The organism is Microbacterium sp. NPDC059771 (assembly GCF_042732495.1).
Lineage (GTDB): Bacteria > Actinomycetota > Actinomycetes > Actinomycetales > Microbacteriaceae > Microbacterium > Microbacterium sufflavum.
The window spans coordinates 1,774,053-1,797,665 of sequence record NZ_JBHWHK010000001.1 but is presented as its reverse complement, the minus strand read 5'-3'; the positions used below and the strand labels follow the sequence as shown (position 1 = coordinate 1,797,665).

Sequence of the window (23,613 nt, the reverse complement as noted above, 5' to 3'; positions counted from 1 at the left end):
TCAGAGGCGGCCGCGCACGGGGGTACGCTCCACCGTGTCCGGGGTGTCCGGCGGCGTCATCTCCGCCCGCACGCCGAGCAGCCGCACCTCCCGCGCGGGGTCGAGGGTGGCGCCGAGCCGCAGGGCCTCCGCCACCACCTCGTCGCGGCGGGTGGCGGGGGCGGGCAGCTTGTGGCCGAAGGTTTTGGTGTCGAACGGGGCGTAGCGCACCTTGAGGTGCACACGCACGACGGCCCGCCCCTCCTTCGCGCAGTCGTCGAAGGCCTGTCCGGCGAGCTCCCGGAGCGCCGCCTCCACCTGCTCGGGCGTCGTGAGGTTCTGCTGGTAGGTGGTCTCCCGGCTGTGGCTGCGGGCGACCCAGGGGGTGTCGTCGACCGCGGTGGGCCCGAGCCCGGAGCCGAGGCCGTGGTACCACACGCCCATCCGCGGCCCGAATTCGGCGATCAGCTCCTGCTCGTCCGCGTCGGCCAGCTCGCGCACGGTCGTGATGCCGTGCCCGGCCAGACGCTTCTGCACCTTGGGGCCGATCCCCCACAGCTCTCTCGTCCCGCGCTCGCCCATCACCTCGAACCAGTTGTCGGACGTGAGGCGGAACACCCCCCGCGGCTTTCCGAACTCGGTCGCGATCTTGGCGCGCACCTTGTTGTCCCCGATGCCGACCGAGCAGTGCAGTGCGGTCGCCTCCCGCACCGCCGCCTGCGCCGCCCGCGCGACCCCTTCCGGGTCGTCGGCAGAGACACCGAGGAAGCACTCGTCCCAACCGAGCACCTCCACCACCACGCCCGGCAGCTCCCGCAGCGCCGACATCACCGCGTCCGACGCCCGCTCGTACTCCTCGTGGTCGACCGGAAGGAACACCGCGTCCTCCGGCGCCTTGCGCGCGGCGATCTTCAACGGCATGCCCGAGCCGATCCCGTAGGCCCTCGCCTCGTACGAGGCGGTGGAGACGACCGCGCGCTCGGTGGGGTCGCCGCGCCCGCCGACGATCACGGGTCGACCGGCGAGCTCGGGGCGGCGCAGCACCTCGACGGCGGCGATGAACTGGTCCATGTCCACGTGCAGCACCCACTCGGCCATGCACCGAGTGTGGCGGCTGTGCGGGCAAAAGTCACCCCTCGCGCCGGGGTTCAGCCCAGGCCGAGCCCGATCGCGGTCGCGAGCACGGCGAGCAGCGGCAGGGTTCCCTGCATCGCGGCGGCGCGTGCCTTCGAGCGATCGGAGAGCACCAGCACGAGGGACGCGGCGAGCATCATCCCGGTGCCGGCCAGCACGAGCGTCACGCCCACCGTGACGGCGCCGACGATCACGAGCCCGATGCCCAGCAGCGTCGTGAGCGCCAGGAACAGGTTGTAGAAGCCCTGGTTGAACGCGAGCTGCTTCATGGTCACGGCGTCGGCCTCGCTCGCGACGCCGAAGATCTTGCGGGTCTCCGGCTCGGTCCAGCGCAGGGATTCGAGCGCGAAGATGAAGACGTGGAAGGCCGCAGCGGCCGCGGCGAGGACGAGTCCGACGATGAGCACACCCGATTGTCCCGTCACGGGGCGCGGCGGGGCAAGCCGCTCACACGAGGAAGACCGGCAGCAGCCCGGGGTTGTGGGCATGGACGAGGACCGCGAACACGACGGCGTCGAACAGCAGGTGGACGGTCACCACGTAGGCGAGAGAGTGCGTGCGGAGGAAGATGAAGCCCTGCAGCAGCGCGAACGGGATGGTCAGCAGCGGTCCCCACTCGCGATAGCCCAGCTCCCACAGGAACGACACGAACACGATCGACTGGAGCACGTTCGCCAGGGCGTCAGGGAAGTGCCGCCGCAGCAGGGCGAAGACGGTGCAGATGAAGAACAGCTCGTCCCAGATGCCGACCGCGCCGACGCCGACGAACAGGCGGGCGATGAGGTCGGGCGTGTCGACCACCGGCCAGTTCTGGTAGACGCCGCTGGTGATGAAGTAGTACGGCAGGATCAGCCAGCCCAGCACGAGCACGGCCACCAGCCAGCCCCACTGGAGCCGCCCCCAGCGCCGACCCGTGCGCCACGGGAACGAGATCGCCCGGTCGCCGTACACGAAGCGGGAGATCAGGTACGGCACGGCGACCGCGCCGCCCAGCGCGAGGGTGAAGCGCAGCATCGCGAGGTTGTCCAGCTCCGCGGCGAGCGGGATGACGCTCACGATCAGCATGCCGACCGCGATGAGCGACAGGTCGCGCGCGAGCGACGGGGTCCGTCGCCGCCCGTCCTCCGGCACCGCGCCAGCCTCCGTCGCGTCCGTCCGTCGGACGTTCCCCGAGCGCTCCGCGAACCACGCCGCAGCGACCCCGACCGCGAGCAGCAGCCACCCGAGCCAGGGCAGTTCCAGCACGAAGAACGCCGGAGCCGCGGCGCACACGAGCGCGGCCGCCACCACGCCGCCCGCACGGAGGGAGGTGGCCGTCGCGGGCAGGGTCACGCGCGCGCCCGCCGACGGTATACGAGGTCGCGGATGTCGCGTCCCTTCGCGATGCCCTTCCGCTCGAAGGCCGTCATCACGCGCCCGTCGAAGCGCTCCGCCCACTCACCGTCGAACGCGCGCTCGAAGAGCGGATCCTCGTCGAGCACCTCGCGCATCTGGAGCGCATAGTCCTCCCAGTCGGTCGCGAGCCGCAGCAGACCGCCGTCGCGCAGCGCCCTGGCCGCGGTCGCCCCGAAGCCCGCACGGACGAGGCGGCGCTTGGTGTGCCGCTTCTTGTGCCAGGGGTCGGGGAAGAAGATCCACACCTCGCGCGCGGCACCCTCGGGCAGGTACGACGACAGCACCTCGGGCGCGTTGGCCTCGACCACGCGGAGGTTGCGCGCGCCCTCCCGGTCGGCATCGAGCATGGTGCGCGCGAGTCCCGCCCGGAACACCTCGACCGCCAGGAAGTCGTCGTCCGGGCGGGAGGTCGCGGCGGCGACGATCGCGTGGCCCTGGCCCGAGCCGATCTCGACGTACAGGTCGGCGTGCCTGCCGTACTCGGCCGCGGGGTCGAGCCGTGCTTCCGGGTGCACCGAGGTCCAGGCCACGTCGCGCGGCACGTCCAGCAGGTACTGCGGGCCGAGCTCGGCGAAGGCGCGCTCCTGCGCGTCGGACATCCGGCCGCTGCGGCGCACGAAAGACACCGGTTCGTCGCGGAACGTGCGGGGTTCGGGCATGGTTCCAGGGTAGCCGTCGGCGCTCCGCCGCCCGGACCGGAGCGCTAGCCCGCCGGCTCCGTGACGAAGTCGATCAGCTCCTCCACACGGCCGAGCAGCGCGGGTTCGAGGTCGCGATACGTGGTGACTTTGGACAGGATGTGCTGCCAGGCCCGCGCGGTGTCGGCCTGGGTCTCGTGCGGCCATCCGAACGCGCGGCAGATGCCCGTCTTCCAGTCCACGCCGCGCGGGATCTCGGGCCACGCCGCGATGCCCAGCGCCTGCGGGGTGACGCACTGCCACACGTCGACGAATGGGTGGCCGACGATGCGCACGTGCCGACCGTGGGGTCCGCGGGCCACGGCCTCGGCGATGCGCGACTCCTTCGATCCCGGCACGAGGTGGTCCACCAGCACGCCGTAGCGCCGCTCGCGGCTGGGCGGCTCGGCGGCGAGGAGCTCGTCGAGCAGGTCGACGCCCTGCAGATACTCCACCACGACGCCCTCCACCCGCAGGTCGGCGCCCCACACCTTCTCGACCAGCTCGGCATCGTGGCGTCCCTCGACGAGGATGCGGCTGGGAAGCGCGGTCCTGGCGCGCTGGTCGGCGACTGCGAACGAGCCGGAGGCCGTGCGTCGCGGTCCCTGCTCCTTCGCGGCGGACGAAACGGTGGCTTGCGCTGGCCGCACTTCTGCTGGCCGCGATGATCGGGACGTTCAGCACGTCCGCCGCCTCCGCCACCGATCCGCTCACGCTCGACGCCGGGTACGTCACCGATCAGGCCGGGGTCCTGAGCCCGTCCGAGAAGAGCACCGTCGAGACCCGCTTGCAGGAGCTCTCGGCCAACTCCTCGGCCGACCTCTTCGTCGTCCTCGTCGACGACTTCACCAACCCCTCCGACAGCGCGGACTGGGCCGACGCGGTGGCGTCGGCGAACAACCTCGGCCCGTCGCAGTACCTGCTCGCGATCGCGGTCGACGGCCGCAGCCTCTACATCTCCGCCGACTCCTCCGGTCCGCTGAGCAACAGCCAGCTCGACGGCATCGAGAACGACATCGCACCGCTCGCGGGAGCCGGGGACTGGGCGGGCGCGATCACCCTCGCGGCCGACCGGATCCAGGGCGACGGCGGCGCGGGTGCCCTGCGGGTGACGCTCATCGTGGTCGCGGTCGTCGTCGTGCTGCTGCTGATCTGGCTCGTGGTCTCGCTCGTCCGCCGTGCGCGGCGCAACGCCGCCATCCGCGAGCGCGGCGCGATGCCCGAGACCCCCGACCCCGCCGACCCGTTCTCCACGCTCACCGACGCGCAGGTCGAGCAGCAGGCCGGTGCCGCGCTCGTGCAGGCCGACGACGCCATCACGTCCAGCCGCGAGGAGCTCGGCTTCGCGGTGGCGCAGTTCGGCGACGGGGCGACGGCCGAGTTCACGCGCGCGGTCGACGAGGCCAAGGCGAAGATCGCGGAGGCGTTCGACCTGCGGCAGAAGCTCGACGACGAGATCGAGGACTCCGTCCATGACCGCCGGGCGTGGCACATCCGCATCATCCAGCTCGCCGACGAGATCGACCGCGTGCTCGACGAGAACACCGAGGCGTTCGACGCACTGCGCCAGCTGGAGCAGAACGCGCCGCAGGAGCTCGAGCGCGTGCGCGGAGAGCGCGCCGCACTGACCCCGCTGCTGCCGACCGCCGCCTCGTCGCTCGCCGCGCTCTCGGCCGCGTACGATCCGGCCGCGTTCCCCACGGTGGCCGACAACCCGACGCAGGCGCAGGAGCGTGCAGCCCTCGCCGACCGCTCGATCCAGGCTGCCGAGCAGGCGATCGCCGCCGGGCGATCGGGCGAGGCGGCGTTCGCGATCCGCACCGCGGAGCAGTCCGTGGCGCAGGCCGGCCAACTGGTGCGGGCGATCGTGGCGCTCGGCACGGAGCTGTCCGCCACGCAGCGGGCCGCCACCGCCCTGGTCGCGGAGCTGCAGTCCGACCTCGCCGCCGCCGCGCAGCTGCCCGACCCGTCCGGCGCGATCGCCGCCGCGGCCTCCGCCACCGCCCAGCAGCTGCAGGTCGCACAGGCCGATCTGACCGGCACGGCGAAGAATCCGCAGCGCGCACTCGACGCGCTCACGGCCGCGAACACGCAGATCGACGCCGCGCTCGCGCAGGGACGCGAGGCCGTCGACCGCGCGCGCCGTGCGCAACAGCTGCTCGAGCCCACGCTGGCCCAGGCGAACTCCGAGATCCGCGCGACGAGGGAGTTCATCGAGACCCGCCGCGGCACGGTCGGCTCCGCCGCGCGGACGCGCCTCGCGAGCGCCGAGGCCGCACTCACGCAGGCGCTGAGCCTGCGCACGACCGACGTCGAGCGGGCACTCGCCGAGGCGACCAGGGTGCTCGACCTCGCCAGACAGGCGACCGCGGCGGCCGAGTCCGACGTGCGCTCGTACGGCCCGACCGTGGCCGCCGACGACAGCTGGGGCGGGCTCTTCGGCGGCTCGACCGGCTCGGGCGGCTCCGGCATCGGCGGCGACATCCTCGGCGGGATCATCGGCGGACTGCTGGCGGGCGGCGGGGGCGGGTCCTCGCGTCGCAGCAGCAGCGGCTGGCGCTCCTCCGGCGGCGGCGGCTTCCGCAGCTCCGGCTTCGGAGGCGGAGGCAGCCGCGGACGCTCCGGGGGGCGACGCTTCTGATCCCCCGCACAGACACGTACGACACGCTCTTTACGACGACCCTCTGAAAGGAACCACGCATGACCGCCAAGCAGTCCATCTTCGGACGGATCTCCACCCTCGTCCGCGCGAACATCAACGCCCTCCTGGATTCTGCGGAAGACCCGCAGAAGATGCTCGACCAGCTCGTCCGCGACTACACCAACAGCATCGCCGACGCCGAGTCCGCCATCGCGGAGACCATCGGCAACCTGCGTCTGCTCGAGCGCGATCACGAGGAAGACGTGCAGGCCGCCACCGAGTGGGGCAACAAGGCCCTCGCCGCGAGCCGCAAGGCCGATGAGATGCGCGGTGCCGGCAACACCGCCGACGCCGACAAGTTCGACAACCTCGCCAAGATCGCCCTGCAGCGCCAGATCAGCGCCGAGCGTGAGGCGACCGGCGCCGAGCCGCAGATCGCCGCGCAGACGGAGATCGTCGACAAGCTCAAGACCGGCCTCAACGGCATGAAGGACAAGCTCAACGAACTCAAGAACAAGCGCAGCGAGCTGCTCGCCCGCGCCAAGGTCGCCGAGGCGCAGACCAAGGTGCAGGACGCGGTGAGCTCGATCAACGTGCTCGACCCGACCAGCGAGCTGGGCCGCTTCGAGGACAAGGTCCGCCGCCAGGAGGCCATCGCGCAGGGCAAGGCCGAGCTGGCCGCGTCGAGCCTCGATGCGCAGTTCGAGAGCCTGGAGGACCTCGGCGAGCTGACCGAGGTCGAGGCGCGCCTGGCCGAGCTCAAGGCCGGGGGCGCTGCTCCCCGTCAGGCACTCGAAGGTTCCTGATCCCTCGCTGATGCCCCGGGCCGCGTGCCCGGGGCATCAGCACTTCCGCTGTCGAGAGGTCTTCCCATGGTCCGCTTCCTCGTCGTGCCGCAGTGGCAGGGTTCGCCCGCCGCGCGGGCGATGCTCCTGGTCGACGGGGCGTCGGCGATCGCCGGCGATCTCCCGCGCGCGGCGACCACCGTGCTGGAGGTGCCCGTCGAGGCGGGCGAGTCCCTCGGGACGGGGGTGCGACGCCTCAGCGCCCTGCAGCGGACGCGCGAGCTGGTGCGCGAGCACCTCACGGCCGACACGGTGCTGATCGGCGGCGACTGCAGCATCACGGTCGCGGCACTCGACGCGCTCCCCGGGGGGACGGACGATGTGGCGGTCGTGTGGTGCGACGCGCATGCCGACCTGCACACGCCGGAGACCTCCCCGTCCGGTGCCTTCTCGGGCATGGCGCTGCGCGCGGTGCTCGGCGAGGGCGAGGAGCAGCTCGCGCTGTCCCCCGGTGTGCCGCGGGAGCGCGTGGTGACCGTCGGCGTCCGCAACGTCGACGACGCCGAGGTCGATCCGCTCGCCGCGCTCACCGGTCTGTCGGTCGCCGATCTCGACGATCCGGACGCACTGGCCGCCGCGGTGCGGGCCACGGGCGCCCGCCGCGTGTGGGTCCACATCGACGTCGACGTGCTCGACCCCGCCGCCTTCGCCGGAGTGTCCTCCGCGGTGCCGTTCGGGGTGTCTCCCGCCGCCCTGAGCGCCGCCATCCGCCGCCTGCGGGAGAGCATCCCGCTGGCCGGGGCGACGATCGCCGGCTTCGCGCCGCGGTCCCCTGCCGACGCGGTCGACGATCTGGGCGCGCTGCTGCGCCTGGTCGGAGCGGTCGCGTGACGCCGCCGGAGGGCTGGCAGGACGAGGCCGCCGAACGGCTGCGCCGCGGGCGGCGTGCGGATCGTCGCATCCCCGCGTTCTTGCTGCGCTCCCCCATCAGCCGCCTGGGCTACGCCTGGGGCACAGCCGTCGGCTGGCTCTGGGGCTCCCTGTGGAGCACGGGGCGGGTCGAGCGACGCAACGGCCTGTGGATCTTCCGCGGCATGCCCTCGTGGACGTTCAACCGCGGCGGTGTGTGCGTCGGTGGCTGCTTCCTCACCGGTGACGAACCGCCGAGCGACGCGGTCCTGCGACACGAGGCGGTGCACAAGGAGCAGTGGCTGCGCTACGGGTTCCTGATGCCGGTGCTGTACCTGTTCGCGGGGCGCGACCCGCTGCGCAACCGCTTCGAAATCGAGGCGGGGCTGGAAGACGGCAACTACGTCCGTCGTCCGCGCTGAGTCAGCGCGCGATCGGCAGGAGGCCGAAGCGCTCCGGTGCGTGGATCAGACCGGGGGCGATGCCGAGGGCGCCGGTGAGGTGCTCGACGATGTCGGCCGTGCCGAGGTAGCCGCCCAGCAGCGTGACGTGGGTCTCCACCTCGTCGTCGCACATCATCTCGTCGGCCCAGGCGCAGGTGGCACGGGCGAGCGCCTGTCCCGCGGCGCAGGCGCGACCGCTGCCCGGGGTTCCCGAGCGCTGTCCACGCGCGAGCCAGGTGACCGTCATGCGACCGGGTGCCTCGATCACGCCGATGTCGGACACCTCGGGCACCTCGATGAAGATGCGACCGGAGGCACACAGGGGCAGCGTGGCCAGGAAGGCCTCGAGCTCCGCGAGGGAGTGCTCATCGGCCGTCACCAGGTGGTGGGCGCGGCGACGCGCGGCACGACGTGCAGCGCGGGCTCCGCGGATCTCGAGCGAGGTGGTCATGATGGCTCCATGCTACACCAAGTGAAGGCTTGCCTAACCTTCCCCGTCGACCTCAGTCGATGGGCTCGACCAGGGCGGCACGCAGGGCGTCGAGCTCGCCCTCGGTCATGCCGTTGGCGCGCAGGTATCCCGCCGCCGAGCCCCAGCGCTCATCGACCTGCGCGAGCAGCCGTCGCATGACGTCGGCGGGCGACTGCGTGGCAAGGGCCACCGCGTGCACCGCCTCCGGGTGCTGTGAGCGCAGGTACTCCGCGATGCGCCGCGAGCGCTCCGGCGGCAGCTGCGACTCGGTGAGCGCGTAATCCGCGATCACCGCCTCCCGATCGGCGCCGACGGCCGACAGGGCGAGCGCGACGGTCACCCCGGTGCGGTCCTTGCCCACCGTGCAGTGCACCAGGGTCGGGTCGCCGGCGGCGATGATGCGGACGGCCTCCACCAGCCGGTCGCCGCTCTCCTCCAGCAGGTGCAGGTACAGGCCGTCGAGGCTCACGTCCGACTCGAAGAAGGAGCGGACGGACCCGAGGAAGAGCGGCAGGTGCGTCGTCTCCGGCCCGTCGATCTCGCTCGGCTCCGCGGCGACCTCCTCCCCGTCGCGCAGATCCACGATGCGCGCCACGGCGTCCCGCAGGACAGCGGCCCCGGCGGGCGTCGCGGTGGAGAGCTGACCGGACCGCAGCAGCACACCCGAGCGGATGCGCCCACCTTCCGCCTGCATCCCGCCCACGTCTCGGACGTTCGAGACGCCCTCGACGTCGAGAACGGTCATGACGCGGCCGGTGCGGTGCGCGGCGGCACCGGGTAGCGACCGGCGATGACGATGCGGTTGAATGCGTTGATCGATACGCAGGCCCAGCTCAGCGCGGCGTACTCCTTCTCGGTGAAGACGCTGCCGACCAGGTCGTACACCTCGTCGGAGATGCCGTCCTCCGCGATGAACGTGAACGCCTCGGCGAGCTCGAGCGCTGCCCGCTCCCGGTCGCTGAAGACCCCGCTCTCGCGCCACACGGGGATCTGCGTGAGCGTGTCGGCGTCGATCCCGGCGGCGGCCGCGCGATCGACATGGATGCGCGTGCAATAGCTGCACCCGTTCAACTGCGAGCAGTGGATCATGACGAGCTCCTTGAGCCGGTCATTGATCCCGTTCGCCGCACAGATGGAGCCGACCGTCTTGGAGAACGCGTCGAGGGCCTGATACGCAGCCGGCTCGGTCTTGGAGAGATGCACGCGCTGTTCGGTCATGCCTCCATGATATGGCGCGGTCGAGGCGCAGCGACCGGCGAGCGCGCACACCCGGAAATGCAGAAGGTCAAGCTACTCGCGATGATGTACATCGAAACGAGAAGTAATCGACCGCAGCTTTTTGTCACAATGCTCTCGCATTTCCGCGTCGGCGTGGCAGGGGCGCAGAATAGCCCCGTGGCGATCGACACCAGCGAGTTCACCTATCTTCCCGCACAGGCCGAAGCGCTCGGCGTCCCCCTCCCGGAGGTGCAGCGCCTGACACTACCGCTCGCGGACGGCCGCACCCTCAGCGCCCTCCGGTTCGGCACGGGCGAGCCCCGGATCACGCTCCTGCACGGGGCCGGGCTCAACGCGCACACGTGGGACACGACCGCGCTGGCCCTGCAGCAGCCGGTGCTCGCGATCGACCTCGCCGGTCACGGCGACTCCTCGTGGCGCGACGACGCCGACTACACCCCGCGCGTGCTCGCCGCCGACGTGGCCGCCGCGCTCGACGCCTGGACGACCCAGCCGCAGGTGGTCGTCGGCCAGTCCCTCGGCGGGCTCACCGGCGCCGCCCTCGCCGCGGCCCGCCCCGACCTCGTGGCCGAACTCGTGGTCGTCGACATCACGCCGGGAGTGGACGTGACCGCCGGCCCCGCGGCGCTGCGGGCGTTCTACGAGGGCCCGACCGACTTCGCCACCCGCGACGAGCTGGTCGACAAGGCCATGGCGCTCGGCTTCGGCGGCACCCGCCCCGAGACCGAGCGCGGCGTCTTCCTCAACACGCGTGTGCGCGACGACGGCCGGATCGAGTGGAAGCACCACTTCGCCCACCTCGCGGCGCAGGCGCTGTCGGCGCACGACCCCGGCACCCCCGCCGCCCCGTCCGTCCTGCACGAGACCGGCTGGGACGACCTCGCCGGCGTGCGCTCCCCGCTGACGCTGGTCCGGGCGGAGCGGGGCTTCGTGAGCGCCGAGGACGCCGCCGAGCTGCAGCGCCGCCTCCCCGCCGCCCGCGTGGTGGTGCTCGACGCCACCCACAACGTGCAGGAGACCGCGCCCGCCGAGCTGGCTGCGCTCCTGACCTCGCGCACCACGTCGGCGACCGGCGGAATATGACGTTCCGTTCCGTCGCCGACCCCCGCACCTCCCCGCAACCCTAGGCTCGTCCCACCGGCACACAGCACCTGCCGCACCGAGAGGAAACACCCATGTTCTTTCGTCACCGACGCCTCGCGCTGATCTCCGCACTCGCGGCCACCGCCGTCGTGCTCAGCGCCTGCTCCGGCTCCGCAGAGCCCGGACCCTCCACCGGGACCGGCGAGCCCGATTCGAACGCGACGCTGCACGTGGGGCTCGTGCTCGAGCCCACCAACCTCGACATCCGCCACACGAGCGGCGCCGCCCTCGAGCAGATCCTCATCGACAACATCTACGAGGGCCTCGTCAGCCGCACGCAGGAGAACGAGATCGAGGGGCGTCTGGCCTCGGACTACGAGGTGTCGGACGACGGGCTGACCTACACGTTCACGCTGAACGACGGAGTCGTCTTCCACGACGGCACTCCCCTGACCTCCGCCGACGTCGTCTCGTCGTACGAGACCGTGCGCACCGACGCCACCGTGCAGGGCAACGCCGAGTTCGCGTCGGTCGCCTCGATCACCGCCCCCGACCCGACCACCGTGCAGATCGTGCTGTCTGCGCCGAACCAGAACTTCCTGTTCGCACTCACGGGCCCGGCCGGACTCGTGTTCAAGACCGGCGACACGACCGATCTGAAGACCGCGGAGAACGGCACCGGCCCGTTCACGCTCTCGCGCTGGAACAAGGGCAGCACCATCACGTTCGCGCGCAACGACGAGTACTGGGGCGACCCGGTGAGCGTCGCCGAGGTCGAGTTCCAGTACATCCCCGACTTCACCGCCGGCGTGAACGCGGCGCTCGCCGGCGACGTCGACGTGCTCACCGCCGTCGACCCGAACCTCGCATCACAGCTGGAGGACTCCGGCGACTTCACCCTCACGAAGGGCCGCACGACCGACAAAGCCACGCTCGCGTTCAACAACAAGAAGGCGCCGCTCGACGACGTGCGCGTGCGTGAGGCGCTGCGCCTGGCGATCGACCACGACGCGCTGATCGAGGCCGTCGGAGCCGGCACCCCGCTGTACGGGCCGATCCCCGAGCTCGACCCGGGCTACGAGGACCTCTCCGACGTGATCTCCTACGACCCGGAGCGCGCGAAGGAGCTGCTGGCCGAGGCGGGGCAGGAGGACCTCGACCTCACGCTCACGATCCCCTCGTTCTACGGCACGACCGTCCCGAAGGTGCTCATCTCCGACTTCGACAAGGTCGGCGTGAACCTCGAGGTCGACTCGGTGGAGTTCCCGACCTGGCTCGAAGACGTCTACACCAACAAGGACTACGACCTCAGCTTCGTGCTGCACGTCGAGCCGCGCGACTTCGGCAACTTCGCCAACCCGGACTACTACTTCGGCTACGACAACGCCGAGGTGCAGGACCTGTACGCCCAGGCGCTGGCCGAGGTCGACCCCGACGCGTCGGCGAAGCTGCTCGCCCAGGCCGCCCGCATCGTGTCGGAGGACCACGCGGCCGACTGGCTGTACAACGGCGAGACCATCACCGCGGTCAGCCCGATCGTCTCGGGCTTCCCGGAGGACTCGATCAACTCGCGCATCAACCTGGCGGACGTCACCGTCAGCAGCGCCGACTGAGCGCCCGGTTCCGACCCCGTGCTGCGCTACGCGCTCGTCCGAGGGGCCCTGCTCATCGCAGGGCTCCTCGTGTCGAGCGCGCTCATCTTCCTGACCCTCCGGGTGTTCCCCGGTGACGTCGCCCAGCTCATCGCCGGGACCCAGGCCTCGCCCTCCGAGGTCGAAGCCCTCCGGGAGTCGCTCGGCCTGAACCGTCCCCTGCTCGCGCAGTACACCGACTGGATCGGCGGCATCTTCCGCGGCGACCTCGGCACCTCCCTCCTCTCCGGCGCGTCCGTCGGCGAGGAGCTGCTGCTCAAGGCGCAGGTCACGGTGCCGCTCGGCCTGCTGTCGCTGCTGATCGCGGTGCTCATCGCCGTGCCGTTCGGGATCCTCGCGGCCCTTCTGCGCGGCCGGCGCGGCGGGACGGCGCTCAGCGTCGGTGCGCAGGCGCTCGCGGCCGTTCCGGTGGTCTGGGCGGGCATGATGCTGATCGTGGTGTTCTCCGTGTGGCTCGGCTGGCTCCCGCCGCAGGGCTTTCCGCGCACCGGCTGGTCGACCCCGGGCCGAGCCATCGAGGCGCTGCTGCTTCCCGCGCTGACCATCGGGATCGTGGAGGGCGCGATGCTCATGCGGTTCGTGCGCAGCGCCACGCTCCAGGCCGCCGGTCAGGATTTCGTGCGCACGGCCGCGGCCAAAGGGCTCACCCGCACGCGCGCCCTGATCCAGCACGGCATCCCGGCGGTCGGGCTGTCGATCGTGACGGTGCTCGGGCTCCAGGTCGCCGGGATCATCGTCGGCTCCGTCGTGATCGAGCAGCTGTTCACCCTGCCCGGTATCGGCCGGATGCTGGTGGCCGACGTGGGCACGCGCGACCTGATCAAGGTGCAGAGCGAGCTGCTCGTGCTCACCGGGTTCGTCCTGGTCGTGGGCTTCGTGGTCGACCTGCTGCATCGCGCGATCGACCCCAGACAGCGGGAGGCCGCATGACCCCCCGCTGGCTGCACCGGCTGTGGCAGACCGCGACCGGACGCTTCGGCCTGATCGTGGTCGCCGTCATCGCGCTCGCGGCCCTCGTATCGCTGTTCTGGACGCCGTTCGACCCGCGCGCCTCCGACATCGGCGACCGTTGGCTGCCGCCGGGCCTCCCCCACCTGCTGGGCACCGACGACACCGGGCGCGACATCCTCAGTCTGCTGATGGCCGGCGCCCGCACGACCGTGTTCGTCAGTGTCGGCGCCGGCCTCATCGCCACGCTCGTCGGCATCGCGCTCGCGGCCCTCGGAGCGCTCACCACGCGGCTCGTGCGCGAGACCGTGGCCGTGCTCGTCGACATCCTGATCGCGTTCCCGGTGCTGCTCATCGCCATGATGATCTCGTCGGTCTGGGGCGGGTCGCTGTGGGTCGTCATCTGGGCGGTCGGCATCGGGTTCGGCGTGAACATCGCCCGGGTCACGCGCCCCGAGCTGCGCCGCGTGCAGCAGAGCGACTTCATCCTCGCCGCCCGCGCCTCGGGGCTGACACCGGCGCAGACGCTCGTGCGCCACCTGCTGCCGAACGTGGCCCCGGTGTTCATCGTGCAGCTGTCGTGGTCGATGGCGGTGGCCGTGCTCGCCGAGGCCGGCCTGTCCTACCTCGGCTTCGGCGCCTCGGTGGTCGAGCCGAGCTGGGGTCTGCTGCTCGCCGACCTGCAGCGCTACATCGGCGTGCACCCGCTCACGGTCATCTGGCCGGGACTGACCATCACCCTCACCGTGCTGGCGCTCAACCTGCTGGGCGACGGACTGCGCGAGGCGACCGACCCGACCCTGCGGCACCGCGCCGCTGAGACGCACACCCCGGCGGTGGTCGCGTGAGCCTGGTGGTGGAGGACCTGGTCGTCGAGCTCGACGGGCGACGCCTGGTCGACGGCGTGTCGTTCGAGGTGCCCGATGGCGCCAGGGTCGGGCTGATCGGCGAATCCGGCTCCGGAAAGTCGCTCACGGCGCTTGCAGTGCTCGGGCTGCTCCCGGACGGGGCGACCGCGCACGGCAGCATCCGCTGGGACGGCACCGAGCTGATCGGCCTTCCCGACCGGGAGCTCGCGCGGCTGCGCGGCGACGACATCGGCATCGTGTTCCAGGAGCCACGCACCGCCCTGAACCCGATCCGTACCGTGGGGCGGCAGATCGCCGAGTCGATCCGTATCCACCAGGGTCTCGGGAAGCGCGAGGCCAGGGAGCGCGCGATCGCCCAGGCGGCACGCGTGCGGCTCCCCGACCCCGAGACCATCGTCGACCGCTACCCGCACCAGCTCTCGGGCGGGCAGCGGCAGCGGGTGGCGATCGCGATGGCCCTCGCCTGCCGCCCTCGGCTGCTCATCGCCGACGAACCCACCACGGCGCTCGACGTGACGATCCAGGCGGAGATCCTGTCCCTGCTGCTGGGGCTCGTGGAAGACGAGGGCATGTCGCTCGTGTTCATCACGCACGACCTCGCGGTGCTGGCCCAGGTGGCGACCGCCGGCGTGGTGCTCGAACACGGCAGGGTCGTCGAGGCCGCACCCGTGTCGACCCTGCTGAGCACCCCCGCCTCCCCCGTGACGCAGGGGCTGCTGCGCGATGCGACCGCGACCCTGTGGCGGCCGGAAGGCGGTGCGGCATGAGCCTGATCGAGGCACGCGGCCTGCGGCGGGACTTCGTGGTACCGAAGCGCACGACCTTCGAGCGAACGCGGCGGCAGACCGCGCTGGAGCCCACCGACCTCGACGTGGTCGAGGGGTCGTCGGTCGGTATCATCGGCGAGTCGGGGTCGGGCAAGTCCACCCTGGTGCGGCTGCTCCTCGGGCTCGACCGCCCGACCGCCGGAACGGTCGCGGTGGACGGTCGTGCGGTCGACGCCGCGGCCTCCGCCCGGGCGCTGCACTGGCTGCGACGGCAGACCGGGCTCGTGTTCCAGGACCCGTACGCCTCGCTCGACCCCCGCATGACCGCGGGCCAGATCGTGCGGGAGCCCCTGTGGGCCCTGGGCATCGAGGGCGACCACCGGGCACGCGTACGGGAAGTGCTCGCCCAGGTCGGGCTCGAGCCGGACATGGGCGACCGCTACCCGCACGAGTTCTCCGGCGGGCAGCGGCAGCGCATCGCCCTCGCCCGCGCGATCGTGCATCGTCCGCGCATCCTCGTGGGCGACGAGCCGCTGTCCGCCCTCGACGTCACGGTGCGCGCGCAGATCCTCGACCTGCTGCGCGAGCTCAAGGCGACCTCCGAGCTGACGCTGCTGCTCGTCTCGCACGACATCGGCGTGGTGCAGAACCTGTGCGACACGGTCGTGGTGATGAAGGACGGCCGCATCGTCGAGCGCGGTGCGACGGCGGACGTGCTGCTGCACCCCGCGCACGACTACACGCGGGCGCTGCTGGCGGCGATCCCGGTCATCCCCGGCCCTGCGGAGGGCTGAGGCTCAGCGGGAGCGGCCGAACAGCGCGCCGCGACGCGGACGGGACGGGCGCAGCGCCCGGCGCAGATACACGGTGCCGAGGTCGCGGCCGAACTTGTGTCCGACACGTCCCATCCGCCCCGCCTCGACGAAGCCGAGCTTCTCGTGCAACCGGATCGACGCCTCGGCCCCGCGGTCGCTGATCACCGCGACCATCTCGCGGATGCCGCGCTGCTCGCACGCCTCGATGAGCGCCTGCAGGAGCGCCGACCCCAGCCCCTTCCCGCCCGCCCCCGGGCCGAGGTAGATCGAGTCCTCGACCGTGTAGCGGTACGCGTTCTTGCCCGCCCACGGCTGCGCCACCGCGTAGCCCAGCACGGCCCCCGATGGCGACACCGCCACCAGGAACGGGAGCCCGAGACGGTCGAGCAGCGCATACTTCTCCCGCCAGGACGGGATCGTGCTGCGGCGCTCGTCGAGCGTGACCGCCGAGTTGCTCACGAAGTGGTTGTAGATCTCGCGCACGTGAGGGAGGTCGGCGGGACGCGCGGGCCGGATGGCGTACGCGAAGACCTCGGGAGCCGGTGCCGGTCGCAGATGGCGCGGCAGCACCCGGCGACGGTCCCCCGGCTCGAACTGCATGCGCTCAGCTTAGGGACGCCTCCGCCTCGCCCTCCACCCGCCAGTCCACCGGGTCGCCGCCCGCCTCCGCCAGCAGCGCGTTGGCGCGGGAGAAGGGCCGCGAACCGAAGAAGCCGCGGCTCGCCGAGAGCGGCGACGGGTGCGCGGATTCGATCACCGGCGTGTCGCCGAGCAGCGGACGGAGGTTCGCGGCGTCCCTGCCCCACAGCACGGCGACGAGCGGCTGGTCCCGGGCGACGAGCGCACGGATCGCGAGCTCTGTCACCTCCTCCCAGCCCCAGCGGCGGTGCGAGCCCGCCGCGCCCGGCTGCACGGTGAGCACCCGGTTGAGCAGCAGCACGCCCTGGTCGCTCCACGCCGTGAGGTCGCCGTGCGGCGCGGGCGGGAGACCGAGGTCGCTCTCGCGCTCCTTGTAGATGTTCGTCAGACTCCGCGGCAGCGGTCGCACGTGGCGGTCCACCGCGAACGACAGCCCGATCGGATGCCCCGGCGTGGGGTACGGGTCCTGCCCCGTGATGAGCACCCGCACCTCCGACAGCGGCCGCTGGAACGCCCGCAGCACGTTCTCGCCCGCGGGAAGGTAGCCGCGACCGGCCGCCTGTTCCGCACGGAGCCGCTCGCCGAGCGCGGTGATCCGCTCCTGCGCGGGAGCCAGAGCCTCCGCCCAGCCCGGATCGATCAGTCCGTCGCGCGCGAGCTCGGCGAGGCCGCGGCCCGCCATCACTCCGCGGTCCGCACGCGCAGCGGACCCCGCGCGAGCAGGTGCTGGGCGGACTGCGCCACCGGGCGCATCGTGATCAGGTCGAGATTGACGTGTGCGGGAGCCCCCAGCGCGTAGGCGATCACATCGGCGACGTCGTCGGCCAGGAGGGGCGCCTCCACCCCGGCGTACACCGCCTCCGCCGCGACCGCGTCGCCGCCGAGACGGTTGAGCGTGAACTCCTCCGTGTGCACCATCCCCGGCGCGACCTCCACGACCCGGATGGGCTCGCCGTTGAGCTCCTGGCGCAGGGCCCGCACCAGCATCGCCTCGGCCGCCTTCGCCGCGTTGTACCCCGCCCCGCCCGGATACGCCGTCTGCGCGGCGGTCGAGGTCACGAACACCGTGTCGGCGTGCCCGTCCACCTCGGCCGTCGCCCGCAGGAGGGGCAGGAGGCCCGCGACCAGGCGCTGCGTGGCCAGCACGTTCGCGTCGAACATCCACTGCCAGTCGTCGATCGCGGCATCCTCCACGCGGTCCGTCCCGCGCGCGCCCCCGGCGACCTGCACCAGCGCGTGCAGCGGACCCGAACGCTCGAGCTCTCCGACCAGGGCCGACACGGCGGCACCGTCGGTCAGGTCGCACGCGATCACCGAGGCCCCGGTCTCCGCCGCCAGGGCCCGCAGGCGGTCCTCCCGGCGGGCGACGCCGACCACGTCCCATCCCCGCCCCCGCAGCGCGCGCACCGTCGCCGCGCCGATCCCGGAACTCGCCCCTGTCACCACTGCACGTCTGTTCGCCATGCCCTCCACCGTACGATGTCCTCACCCGATTCCCGAGCGACGATCGCCGTGGTGCCGCGAACGTCAGAACAGCGTGGCGGTGCGCGTGTGCACGGTGCCGTCGCTGGGGCTCCCCGTCGAGGTGACCGTCACGGGGATACCCGAGTTCAGCGGCGTCGGACCGAGGATGCCGAACGTGACGTGCGTGACCCCCTGCCCCGCGACGCTGCCCACGTACGCCAGTGTGTACGTCACGGTGCCGTCGCCGTTGTCGGTCACGCCCCCCGCGGTCCAGGTCGGGTCGGTCGCCGGGAGCGCGGGAACGGACGGGCTCGACCCGCCGGCGTTCGCGATGACGACCGGTTGCAGCGCGCCGACGTCGGCTCGATTCATGGTGACGGTGACCGTGCCGCTGGTGATGTCCGCCACCGGGATCGTGGCCGCCTGCGTGTCGTCGTTGCGCAGCTGGATCGATGCGCCGTAGTACTGCGGGTCCACCCAGGTGCCGCCCTGCATGGTCTCGATCACGAATCGGCCCAGCCCTTCGGCCGACGCCGCCGCGGCCGGCGCGGCGGTCACCAGCGCGATCACCGGCACGGACCAGACCGCGCCCGCCAGCACGGTCCGGCGGGGCAGGCCCCGGGGTTCGTCATCGTGTGCGCCCGCACCGAGGTGGTCGACAGTCATGGGGGTCTCCTGTCCGCCGGCCCGTCGGCCGCGCCTGGCAGGTACGGTAACCGGCACGGCGGCCGAGCGGAAGACCTGCGTCCTCCGCTCGAGGTGAGGAGCGCTGTGTTACGTCACATTTCCCGGCCGCTGTTGACAGCGGGGGAAGTTCCGTACTCTCGCTGCAAGGGCACCAGCCATCCGACTTCCGACCGTTCCAGGGGGAACACATGTCCGCACCCGAGACCTGGCGTTTCGAGACCAAGCAGATCCACTCGGGCGCCGCACCCGACCCGGTCACGAAGGCGCGTGCGACGCCGATCTACCAGACCACGTCGTACGTGTTCGACAACGCCGACCACGCCGCGAACCTGTTCGCGCTGGCCGAGTTCGGCAACATCTACACCCGCATCCAGAACCCGACCCAGGACGTGCTCGAGCAGCGCCTCGCGGCCCTCGAAGGGGGCACCGGCGCCCTCGTCCTGTCCAGCGGCCAGGCCGCCTCGACCTTCGCGATCCTCAACATCGCCCAGGCCGGCGACCACTTCGTCGCCTCCAGCTCGATCTACGGCGGCACCTACAACCTCTTCAAGTACACGCTCGCCAAGCTCGGCATCGAGGTCACGTTCGTCGAGAACCAGGACGACCCCGAGGAGTGGCGCCGCGCCGTCCGTCCGAACACCAAGCTGTTCTTCGCCGAGACGATCGGCAACCCGCAGATCAACGTGCTCGACATCCGCACGGTCGCCGACATCGCGCACGAGAACGGGGTCCCCCTGATCGTCGACAACACGATCGCGACGCCCTACCTCATCCGCCCGTTCGAGCACGGCGCCGACATCGTCGTCCACTCGATCACCAAGTTCCTCGGCGGCCACGGCACGACCATCGGCGGCGTCGTGATCGACGGCGGCCGCTTCGCGTGGTCGGAGAACGTCGAGAAGTTCCCCGGCCTCACCGAGCCCGACCCCTCGTACCACGGCGCGAGCTACACGGCCGCGGTCGGCGACGCGCTCGCCTACATCATCAAGGCCCGCGTGCAGCTGCTGCGCGACCTCGGCTCCTCCATCGCGCCGCAGAGCGCGTGGAACCTCATCCAGGGCGTGGAGACCCTGTCGCTGCGCATCGAGCGCCACGTGCAGAACGCCCAGGAGATCGCCGAGTGGCTGGACGGCCGCGACGACGTCGCGTCGGTCAACTACTCGGGTCTGCCCTCCTCGCCGTGGTACGCCAAGGCGAACGAGTACGCGCCGAAGGGCGTCGGCGCGGTCCTGTCGTTCGAGCTCAAGGGCGGCGTGGAGGCCGGTCGCGAGTTCGTCAACAGCCTGTCGCTGTTCAGCCACCTCGCCAACATCGGCGACGTGCGCTCGCTCGTCATCCACCCCGCCTCCACGACGCACGCGCAGCTCACGCCCGAGCAGCAGCTCACGGCGGGTGTCACGCCGGGCCTCGTGCGTCTGTCGGTGGGGCTCGAGAACATCGACGACCTGAAGGCCGACCTCGACCAGGCCCTCGCCGCCGCGCGCGCCGTCTCGGAGGCCGCCCGCGCCTGAGCGGACCGTCTCGCACGGATGCCCCGGACCACGCGGTCCGGGGCATCCGTCGTCCCCGCCGCGTAACCTGCCGCCGGAGCGCCGCCCGCCAGGCGAGAATGGGGGGATGGACTGGCAGACGACCTCCGAGGACACGGTGCCGTCGGCACCCGTGACGGAGGCCGACGTCCGTCTGCTCCGTGCCCGACCGCCCGCGACCGGCGCGTGGCGCGACGGAGACCCCGTGGGCGGGCGCCGCTTCGCCGCCTTCGGGTCGTTCCGCACCGAGAGCGGGGCCGAGCTCCCCGGCATCCGGCTGGCGTACGAGACCTGGGGCGAGCTGAACGCCGCACGGGACAACGCCGTGCTCGTGCTCCACGCGCTCACCGGCGACAGCCACGTGCGCGGCGAGGCAGGGGCCGGACACCCCACGGCCGGCTGGTGGGAGGACATCGTCGGGCCGGGCGCGGCGCTCGACACCGACCGGTGGTTCGTGATCGCGCCGAACATGCTCGGCGGCTGCCAGGGCTCGACCGGACCGGCAAGCATCGCCCCCGACGGCTACGAGTGGGCGTCGCGCTTCCCCTACCTCACGATCCGCGATCAGGTGGCCGCGCAGGTGCGCCTGGCCGACGCGCTCGGCATCGACACCTGGGCGGCGGTGATCGGCGGCTCGATGGGCGGCATGCACGCGCTGGAGTGGGCGGTCACCCATCCCGCCCGCGTCGAGCGGCTCGCCGTGCTGTCCTCGCCACCGGTGACGACGGCCGACCAGATCGCCCTGAACACGGTGCAGCTCGAGACCATCCGCATGGATCCGCGCTTCCAGGGCGGCGAGTACTACGACCTCTCCGACGGCGACGGCCCCCACCGCGGCCTCGCCCTCGCCCGGCGCATGGCCCTGCTGAACTACCGCAGCCCGATCGAGCTCAACCAGCGGTTCCAGCGGTCGTGGCAGTCCGACGTGTCACCGCTCGGGCACGGCGGACGCTTCGCGGTGGAGTCGTACCTCGACTTCCACGGCAACAAGTTCACGCGCCGGTTCGACGCCAACAGCTACATCACCCTGGTCGAGGCCATGAACTCTCACGACGTGGGGCGCGGTCGCGGTGGTGTGGAGGAGGCGCTGCGCGCGGTGACGGCCACGACCCTCGTGCTCGGCATCGACAGCGACCGGCTGTTCCCCGTCGACGGCCAGCAGCGTATCGCCCGCAGCATCCCCACCGTGCTCGACGACGACGCGGTGGTGCTGGCGAGCGACTTCGGCCACGACGGCTTCCTGATCGAGACCGACGCGGTCGGCACGCAGCTGCGACGCCTCCTCGACGCCTGAGCTCACGCCGGGGCGAAGCTCCACGGACGTGCCGCGGCGTGCAGCGTGCCCTGCTCCCACGCGAAGGCCCGCCCGCCGTCGAGCACACGCGTCTGGAACAGCTCCGCCGCCCCGGCCGACGCGAGCGCCGCGGAGGCCCGGTCGTGCATCGACAGCCGGTGCAGCGTGACCCAGGTGGGCGGGAACAGCGTCCACTCCCCCGACGCGTGTCGGCCGAGGGCCTCCGCCGGGGTGACCCAGGCGAGCTCCGCGACCTCCGCCTCGGACGGCACGGCCTCGGCCCGCGGGGCCTCGGCGAGGAAGAACCAGGTGCGGATGCGGACGGGAGCCTCCGCGGGCGGCCGCCACTCCGACAGGGGCACGAGCCCGTCGATCGCGAGGCCCACCTCCTCCGCGGTCTCGCGCACCGCCGCCCGCCGCGCATCGTCCACGCGCTCGGCGCCGTCGCGGCGGTCGCCCTGCTCGACCTTGCCGCCGGGGAACACCCAGGCTCCGGCGAACGAGCCGCGCTCCGGTCGCCGCAGCAGCAGCACGCGGAAGCCCTCGTCGGCGGGTCGCAGCAGCACGGCCGTCCCCGCCAGCGGCAGCTCGTCGTCGGGGATCGTCACCCCGTCACTCTACGACGCGAGTACGACGACCGCTGGGGCGCGACGCGCCTCCACCCCGTACGACAGCAGCGCGATGAGCAGTCCGGCGACCGCGAGCGCGGCGCCGGTCCACGCGGGAGCGGTGAAGCCCCAGCCGAGTGCGATCACGACGCCGCCCAGGAACGCGCCGAGGCTGTTGCCGACGTTCAGCGCGGAGTGGTTCATGGCCGCGGCGATCGACTGGTTGTCGCCCGCGACGTCCATGAGCCGCGTCTGGATGGTGGGGCTGAGCACGGACGAGACAAAGCCGACCAGCACCACCAGCAGGCCGAGGCTCACGATCCAGAACGACAGCACCGCCAGCAGCGCGAACACGACGCCCATCGCGGCCAGGCCACCCAGCAGCGTGCGCCGGAGGTCGATGTCGGCGAGGTGCCCGCCGACCAGGTTGCCCGCGGTCATACCCAGCCCCATCAGCACCAGCACGATCGGCACCGCCCACTCGGGTGACCCCGCGACCTCGGTGACCAGCGGCGCGATGTAGCTGTAGACGGCGAAGAAGCCGCCGAAGCCGATCGCGCCGACGCCGAGCGTGAACCACACCTGTCCGATGCGGAACACCCCGAGCTCCGCGCGCATCGTGCGACCGGGGTCGCCCGGGTGCGCCGGCACGAACAGGGCGATGCAGAGCGTGGCGAGGGCGAACACCAGCGCGACGACGGCGAACGCGGCACGCCAGCCCCACTGCTGCCCGAGGAACGTGCCCAGCGGCACCCCCACGACGTTCGCCACCGTGAGCCCGGTGAGGATGAAGGCGACGCCCTTCGCGCGGTTGCCCGGCCCCATCACCTCGGCGGCCACGAGCGCGCCGATCCCGAAGTAGGCGCCGTGCGGCAGGCCCGCCAGGAACCGCGATGCACCGACCAGCTCGAACGTGGGCAGCACGACGGTCAGCGCGTTGAACACGGCGAGCGCGAGCGCCAGCACGATCATCACGCGGTGGCGCGGGAACCGGGCGACGAAACCCGCGATCGTCGGCGCGCCGATCACCACGCCGAGCGCGTAGAGCGAGATCAGCCAGCCGGCCTGGCTCAGCGCCTCCTCCTGGCTGGTCGCCCAGACGGACGGCAGCAGGTCGGCGGCGATGTTCGGGAGCAGCCCCATCACGACGAATTCGGTCATGCCGATGCCGAAGCTGCCGATGGCGAGAGAGAGGAGCGCCCTCTTCGCCGCACCCCTCGATGCGGTCGAGGGATTCACCGGTTCAGCTTAGCGGGCGTCGGCCTCGTCGATCGCCGCCTCCAGGCGCTCGACCTTCGCGTCGAGCTCGCCCGAGTACCCCGGACGGATGTCGGCCTTGAGCACGAGGGACACGCGGGAGCCGAACGGCATGACCGCCTCGGTCGCACGCTTGACCACGTCCATCACGCTGTCCCAGTCGGGGCCCTCGATCTCGGTGAACATGCTCGTCGTGCGGTGCGGGAGTCCGGAGGCCCGCACCACGCGCACGGCGGCGGCCACCGCGTCGTGGACGGAGGCGTCGGAGCGGTCGACGGCACCGTCGGCCGGTGTGCCGCTGGGGGCGACGGAGAAGGCGATCAGCAT

Annotated in this window: 26 protein-coding genes and 1 pseudogene; 12 read left to right on the top strand and 15 right to left on the bottom strand. The window is 72.0% G+C overall.

The features are described from left to right. The 5 genes and pseudogenes from ACFV3I_RS08510 to ACFV3I_RS08490 form a co-directional block, all read right to left on the bottom strand. Positions 1 to 1,077 (bottom strand): DNA polymerase IV, encoded by a 1,077-nt coding sequence (locus tag ACFV3I_RS08510; protein WP_378822706.1) that lies wholly within the window; start codon positions 1,075 to 1,077, stop codon positions 1 to 3. A gap of 50 nt (positions 1,078 to 1,127) precedes the next feature. Continuing rightward, the gene (locus ACFV3I_RS08505) at positions 1,128 to 1,520 is read right to left on the bottom strand and encodes a DUF1304 domain-containing protein (RefSeq protein ID WP_378822705.1); all 393 of its coding nucleotides are present in this window, start codon (positions 1,518 to 1,520) and stop codon (positions 1,128 to 1,130) included. A 40-nt stretch (positions 1,521 to 1,560) separates the two neighbouring features. Beyond that, entirely contained in the window at positions 1,561 to 2,445 is an 885-nt protein-coding gene (locus tag ACFV3I_RS08500; protein ID WP_378822704.1) for a CPBP family intramembrane glutamic endopeptidase, read from the bottom strand. Continuing rightward, positions 2,442 to 3,167, bottom strand: coding sequence for a tRNA (guanosine(46)-N7)-methyltransferase TrmB (gene trmB / locus ACFV3I_RS08495; RefSeq protein WP_136032587.1), 726 nt, complete (start codon positions 3,165 to 3,167; stop codon positions 2,442 to 2,444). The genes ACFV3I_RS08500 and trmB overlap by 4 nt, the downstream gene beginning before the upstream one ends. A 44-nt stretch (positions 3,168 to 3,211) precedes the next feature. Continuing rightward, positions 3,212 to 3,796 (bottom strand): annotated as a pseudogene (locus ACFV3I_RS08490) (DUF3097 family protein); the annotation flags it as partial. A 53-nt stretch (positions 3,797 to 3,849) separates the two neighbouring features. Here ACFV3I_RS08490 and ACFV3I_RS08485 point away from each other — a divergent pair. The 4 genes from ACFV3I_RS08485 to ACFV3I_RS08470 all read left to right on the top strand — a co-directional run bounded on the left by ACFV3I_RS08485 (position 3,850) and on the right by ACFV3I_RS08470 (position 7,942). Next, positions 3,850 to 5,826, top strand: a complete 1,977-nt coding sequence (locus ACFV3I_RS08485) for a TPM domain-containing protein (RefSeq protein ID WP_378822703.1) — start codon at positions 3,850 to 3,852, stop codon at positions 5,824 to 5,826. Between the two features lie 59 nt (positions 5,827 to 5,885). Next, the gene (locus ACFV3I_RS08480) at positions 5,886 to 6,632 is read left to right on the top strand and encodes a PspA/IM30 family protein (RefSeq protein WP_136032592.1); all 747 of its coding nucleotides are present in this window, start codon (positions 5,886 to 5,888) and stop codon (positions 6,630 to 6,632) included. Between the two features lie 66 nt (positions 6,633 to 6,698). After that, positions 6,699 to 7,502 carry an arginase family protein gene (locus tag ACFV3I_RS08475; protein ID WP_247638626.1) on the top strand — a complete coding sequence of 268 codons (804 nt, stop codon included), beginning with the start codon at positions 6,699 to 6,701 and terminating at the stop codon, positions 7,500 to 7,502. Next, complete coding sequence (locus ACFV3I_RS08470; RefSeq protein ID WP_240744603.1) at positions 7,499 to 7,942, top strand: Fe-S oxidoreductase; 444 nt, start codon at positions 7,499 to 7,501, stop codon at positions 7,940 to 7,942. The genes ACFV3I_RS08475 and ACFV3I_RS08470 overlap by 4 nt, the downstream gene beginning before the upstream one ends. Before the next feature lies 1 nt (position 7,943). Here the strand turns inward: ACFV3I_RS08470 and ACFV3I_RS08465 are convergent, their stop codons facing one another. The 3 genes from ACFV3I_RS08465 to ACFV3I_RS08455 are packed head-to-tail and all read right to left on the bottom strand — an operon-like array spanning position 7,944 to position 9,653. Next, a complete protein-coding gene (locus ACFV3I_RS08465; protein ID WP_136044548.1) occupies positions 7,944 to 8,414 on the bottom strand; it encodes an SIP domain-containing protein in 471 nt (156 codons plus the stop codon). A 52-nt stretch (positions 8,415 to 8,466) separates the two neighbouring features. Next, positions 8,467 to 9,180 carry a tyrosine-protein phosphatase gene (locus tag ACFV3I_RS08460; RefSeq protein WP_378822702.1) on the bottom strand — a complete coding sequence of 238 codons (714 nt, stop codon included), beginning with the start codon at positions 9,178 to 9,180 and terminating at the stop codon, positions 8,467 to 8,469. Next, positions 9,177 to 9,653 (bottom strand): carboxymuconolactone decarboxylase family protein, encoded by a 477-nt coding sequence (locus ACFV3I_RS08455; RefSeq protein WP_378822701.1) that lies wholly within the window; start codon positions 9,651 to 9,653, stop codon positions 9,177 to 9,179. The genes ACFV3I_RS08460 and ACFV3I_RS08455 overlap by 4 nt, the downstream gene beginning before the upstream one ends. Before the next feature lie 177 nt (positions 9,654 to 9,830). Here ACFV3I_RS08455 and ACFV3I_RS08450 point away from each other — a divergent pair, with 177 nt between their 5' ends. The 6 genes from ACFV3I_RS08450 to ACFV3I_RS08425 all read left to right on the top strand — a co-directional run bounded on the left by ACFV3I_RS08450 (position 9,831) and on the right by ACFV3I_RS08425 (position 15,787). Next, a complete protein-coding gene (locus ACFV3I_RS08450; protein WP_240745409.1) occupies positions 9,831 to 10,757 on the top strand; it encodes an alpha/beta fold hydrolase in 927 nt (308 codons plus the stop codon). Between the two features lie 92 nt (positions 10,758 to 10,849). Beyond that, the gene (locus ACFV3I_RS08445) at positions 10,850 to 12,370 is read left to right on the top strand and encodes an ABC transporter substrate-binding protein (protein WP_136036870.1); all 1,521 of its coding nucleotides are present in this window, start codon (positions 10,850 to 10,852) and stop codon (positions 12,368 to 12,370) included. A gap of 18 nt (positions 12,371 to 12,388) precedes the next feature. Beyond that, positions 12,389 to 13,339, top strand: a complete 951-nt coding sequence (locus tag ACFV3I_RS08440) for an ABC transporter permease (RefSeq protein ID WP_136032606.1) — start codon at positions 12,389 to 12,391, stop codon at positions 13,337 to 13,339. Further along, positions 13,336 to 14,205 (top strand): ABC transporter permease, encoded by an 870-nt coding sequence (locus tag ACFV3I_RS08435; protein ID WP_136032608.1) that lies wholly within the window; start codon positions 13,336 to 13,338, stop codon positions 14,203 to 14,205. The genes ACFV3I_RS08440 and ACFV3I_RS08435 overlap by 4 nt, the downstream gene beginning before the upstream one ends. Further along, entirely contained in the window at positions 14,202 to 14,993 is a 792-nt protein-coding gene (locus tag ACFV3I_RS08430) for an ABC transporter ATP-binding protein (RefSeq protein ID WP_136044552.1), read from the top strand. The genes ACFV3I_RS08435 and ACFV3I_RS08430 overlap by 4 nt, the downstream gene beginning before the upstream one ends. Continuing rightward, a complete protein-coding gene (locus ACFV3I_RS08425; RefSeq protein WP_136032612.1) occupies positions 14,990 to 15,787 on the top strand; it encodes an ABC transporter ATP-binding protein in 798 nt (265 codons plus the stop codon). Before ACFV3I_RS08430 ends, ACFV3I_RS08425 begins: the two co-directional genes overlap by 4 nt. 3 nt (positions 15,788 to 15,790) lie before the next feature. Here ACFV3I_RS08425 and ACFV3I_RS08420 read toward each other — a convergent pair whose 3' ends face one another. From ACFV3I_RS08420 to ACFV3I_RS08405, 4 genes are all read right to left on the bottom strand, one after another. Further along, positions 15,791 to 16,408, bottom strand: a complete 618-nt coding sequence (locus ACFV3I_RS08420; protein WP_136036873.1) for a GNAT family N-acetyltransferase — start codon at positions 16,406 to 16,408, stop codon at positions 15,791 to 15,793. A 4-nt stretch (positions 16,409 to 16,412) separates the two neighbouring features. After that, the gene (locus tag ACFV3I_RS08415) at positions 16,413 to 17,129 is read right to left on the bottom strand and encodes a uracil-DNA glycosylase (protein WP_136032616.1); all 717 of its coding nucleotides are present in this window, start codon (positions 17,127 to 17,129) and stop codon (positions 16,413 to 16,415) included. Continuing rightward, entirely contained in the window at positions 17,129 to 17,911 is a 783-nt protein-coding gene (locus ACFV3I_RS08410; RefSeq protein ID WP_247638622.1) for an SDR family oxidoreductase, read from the bottom strand. The genes ACFV3I_RS08415 and ACFV3I_RS08410 overlap by 1 nt, the downstream gene beginning before the upstream one ends. 63 nt (positions 17,912 to 17,974) lie before the next feature. Further along, complete coding sequence (locus ACFV3I_RS08405) at positions 17,975 to 18,577, bottom strand: hypothetical protein (RefSeq protein WP_247638621.1); 603 nt, start codon at positions 18,575 to 18,577, stop codon at positions 17,975 to 17,977. A 209-nt stretch (positions 18,578 to 18,786) separates the two neighbouring features. Here ACFV3I_RS08405 and ACFV3I_RS08400 point away from each other — a divergent pair, with 209 nt between their 5' ends. Together ACFV3I_RS08400 and ACFV3I_RS08395 are read left to right on the top strand one after the other, a co-directional pair. After that, on the top strand, positions 18,787 to 20,109 hold the full coding sequence (locus tag ACFV3I_RS08400; protein WP_247638620.1) for a bifunctional o-acetylhomoserine/o-acetylserine sulfhydrylase: 1,323 nt from the start codon (positions 18,787 to 18,789) through the stop codon (positions 20,107 to 20,109). A 106-nt stretch (positions 20,110 to 20,215) separates the two neighbouring features. Further along, positions 20,216 to 21,421 (top strand): homoserine O-acetyltransferase, encoded by a 1,206-nt coding sequence (locus ACFV3I_RS08395; RefSeq protein WP_136044555.1) that lies wholly within the window; start codon positions 20,216 to 20,218, stop codon positions 21,419 to 21,421. 2 nt (positions 21,422 to 21,423) lie between these two features. Here ACFV3I_RS08395 and ACFV3I_RS08390 read toward each other — a convergent pair whose 3' ends face one another. Genes ACFV3I_RS08390 through ACFV3I_RS08380 form a run of 3 tightly spaced genes read right to left on the bottom strand, consistent with a single transcriptional unit; the run spans position 21,424 to position 23,613 of the window. Further along, entirely contained in the window at positions 21,424 to 22,029 is a 606-nt protein-coding gene (locus ACFV3I_RS08390) for an NUDIX domain-containing protein (protein ID WP_247638619.1), read from the bottom strand. Positions 22,030 to 22,038: 9 nt separating this feature from the next. Then, a complete protein-coding gene (locus ACFV3I_RS08385) occupies positions 22,039 to 23,268 on the bottom strand; it encodes an MFS transporter (protein ID WP_206251449.1) in 1,230 nt (409 codons plus the stop codon). A 9-nt stretch (positions 23,269 to 23,277) separates the two neighbouring features. Next, positions 23,278 to 23,613 (bottom strand): thiamine-binding protein, encoded by a 336-nt coding sequence (locus ACFV3I_RS08380; RefSeq protein WP_136036879.1) that lies wholly within the window; start codon positions 23,611 to 23,613, stop codon positions 23,278 to 23,280.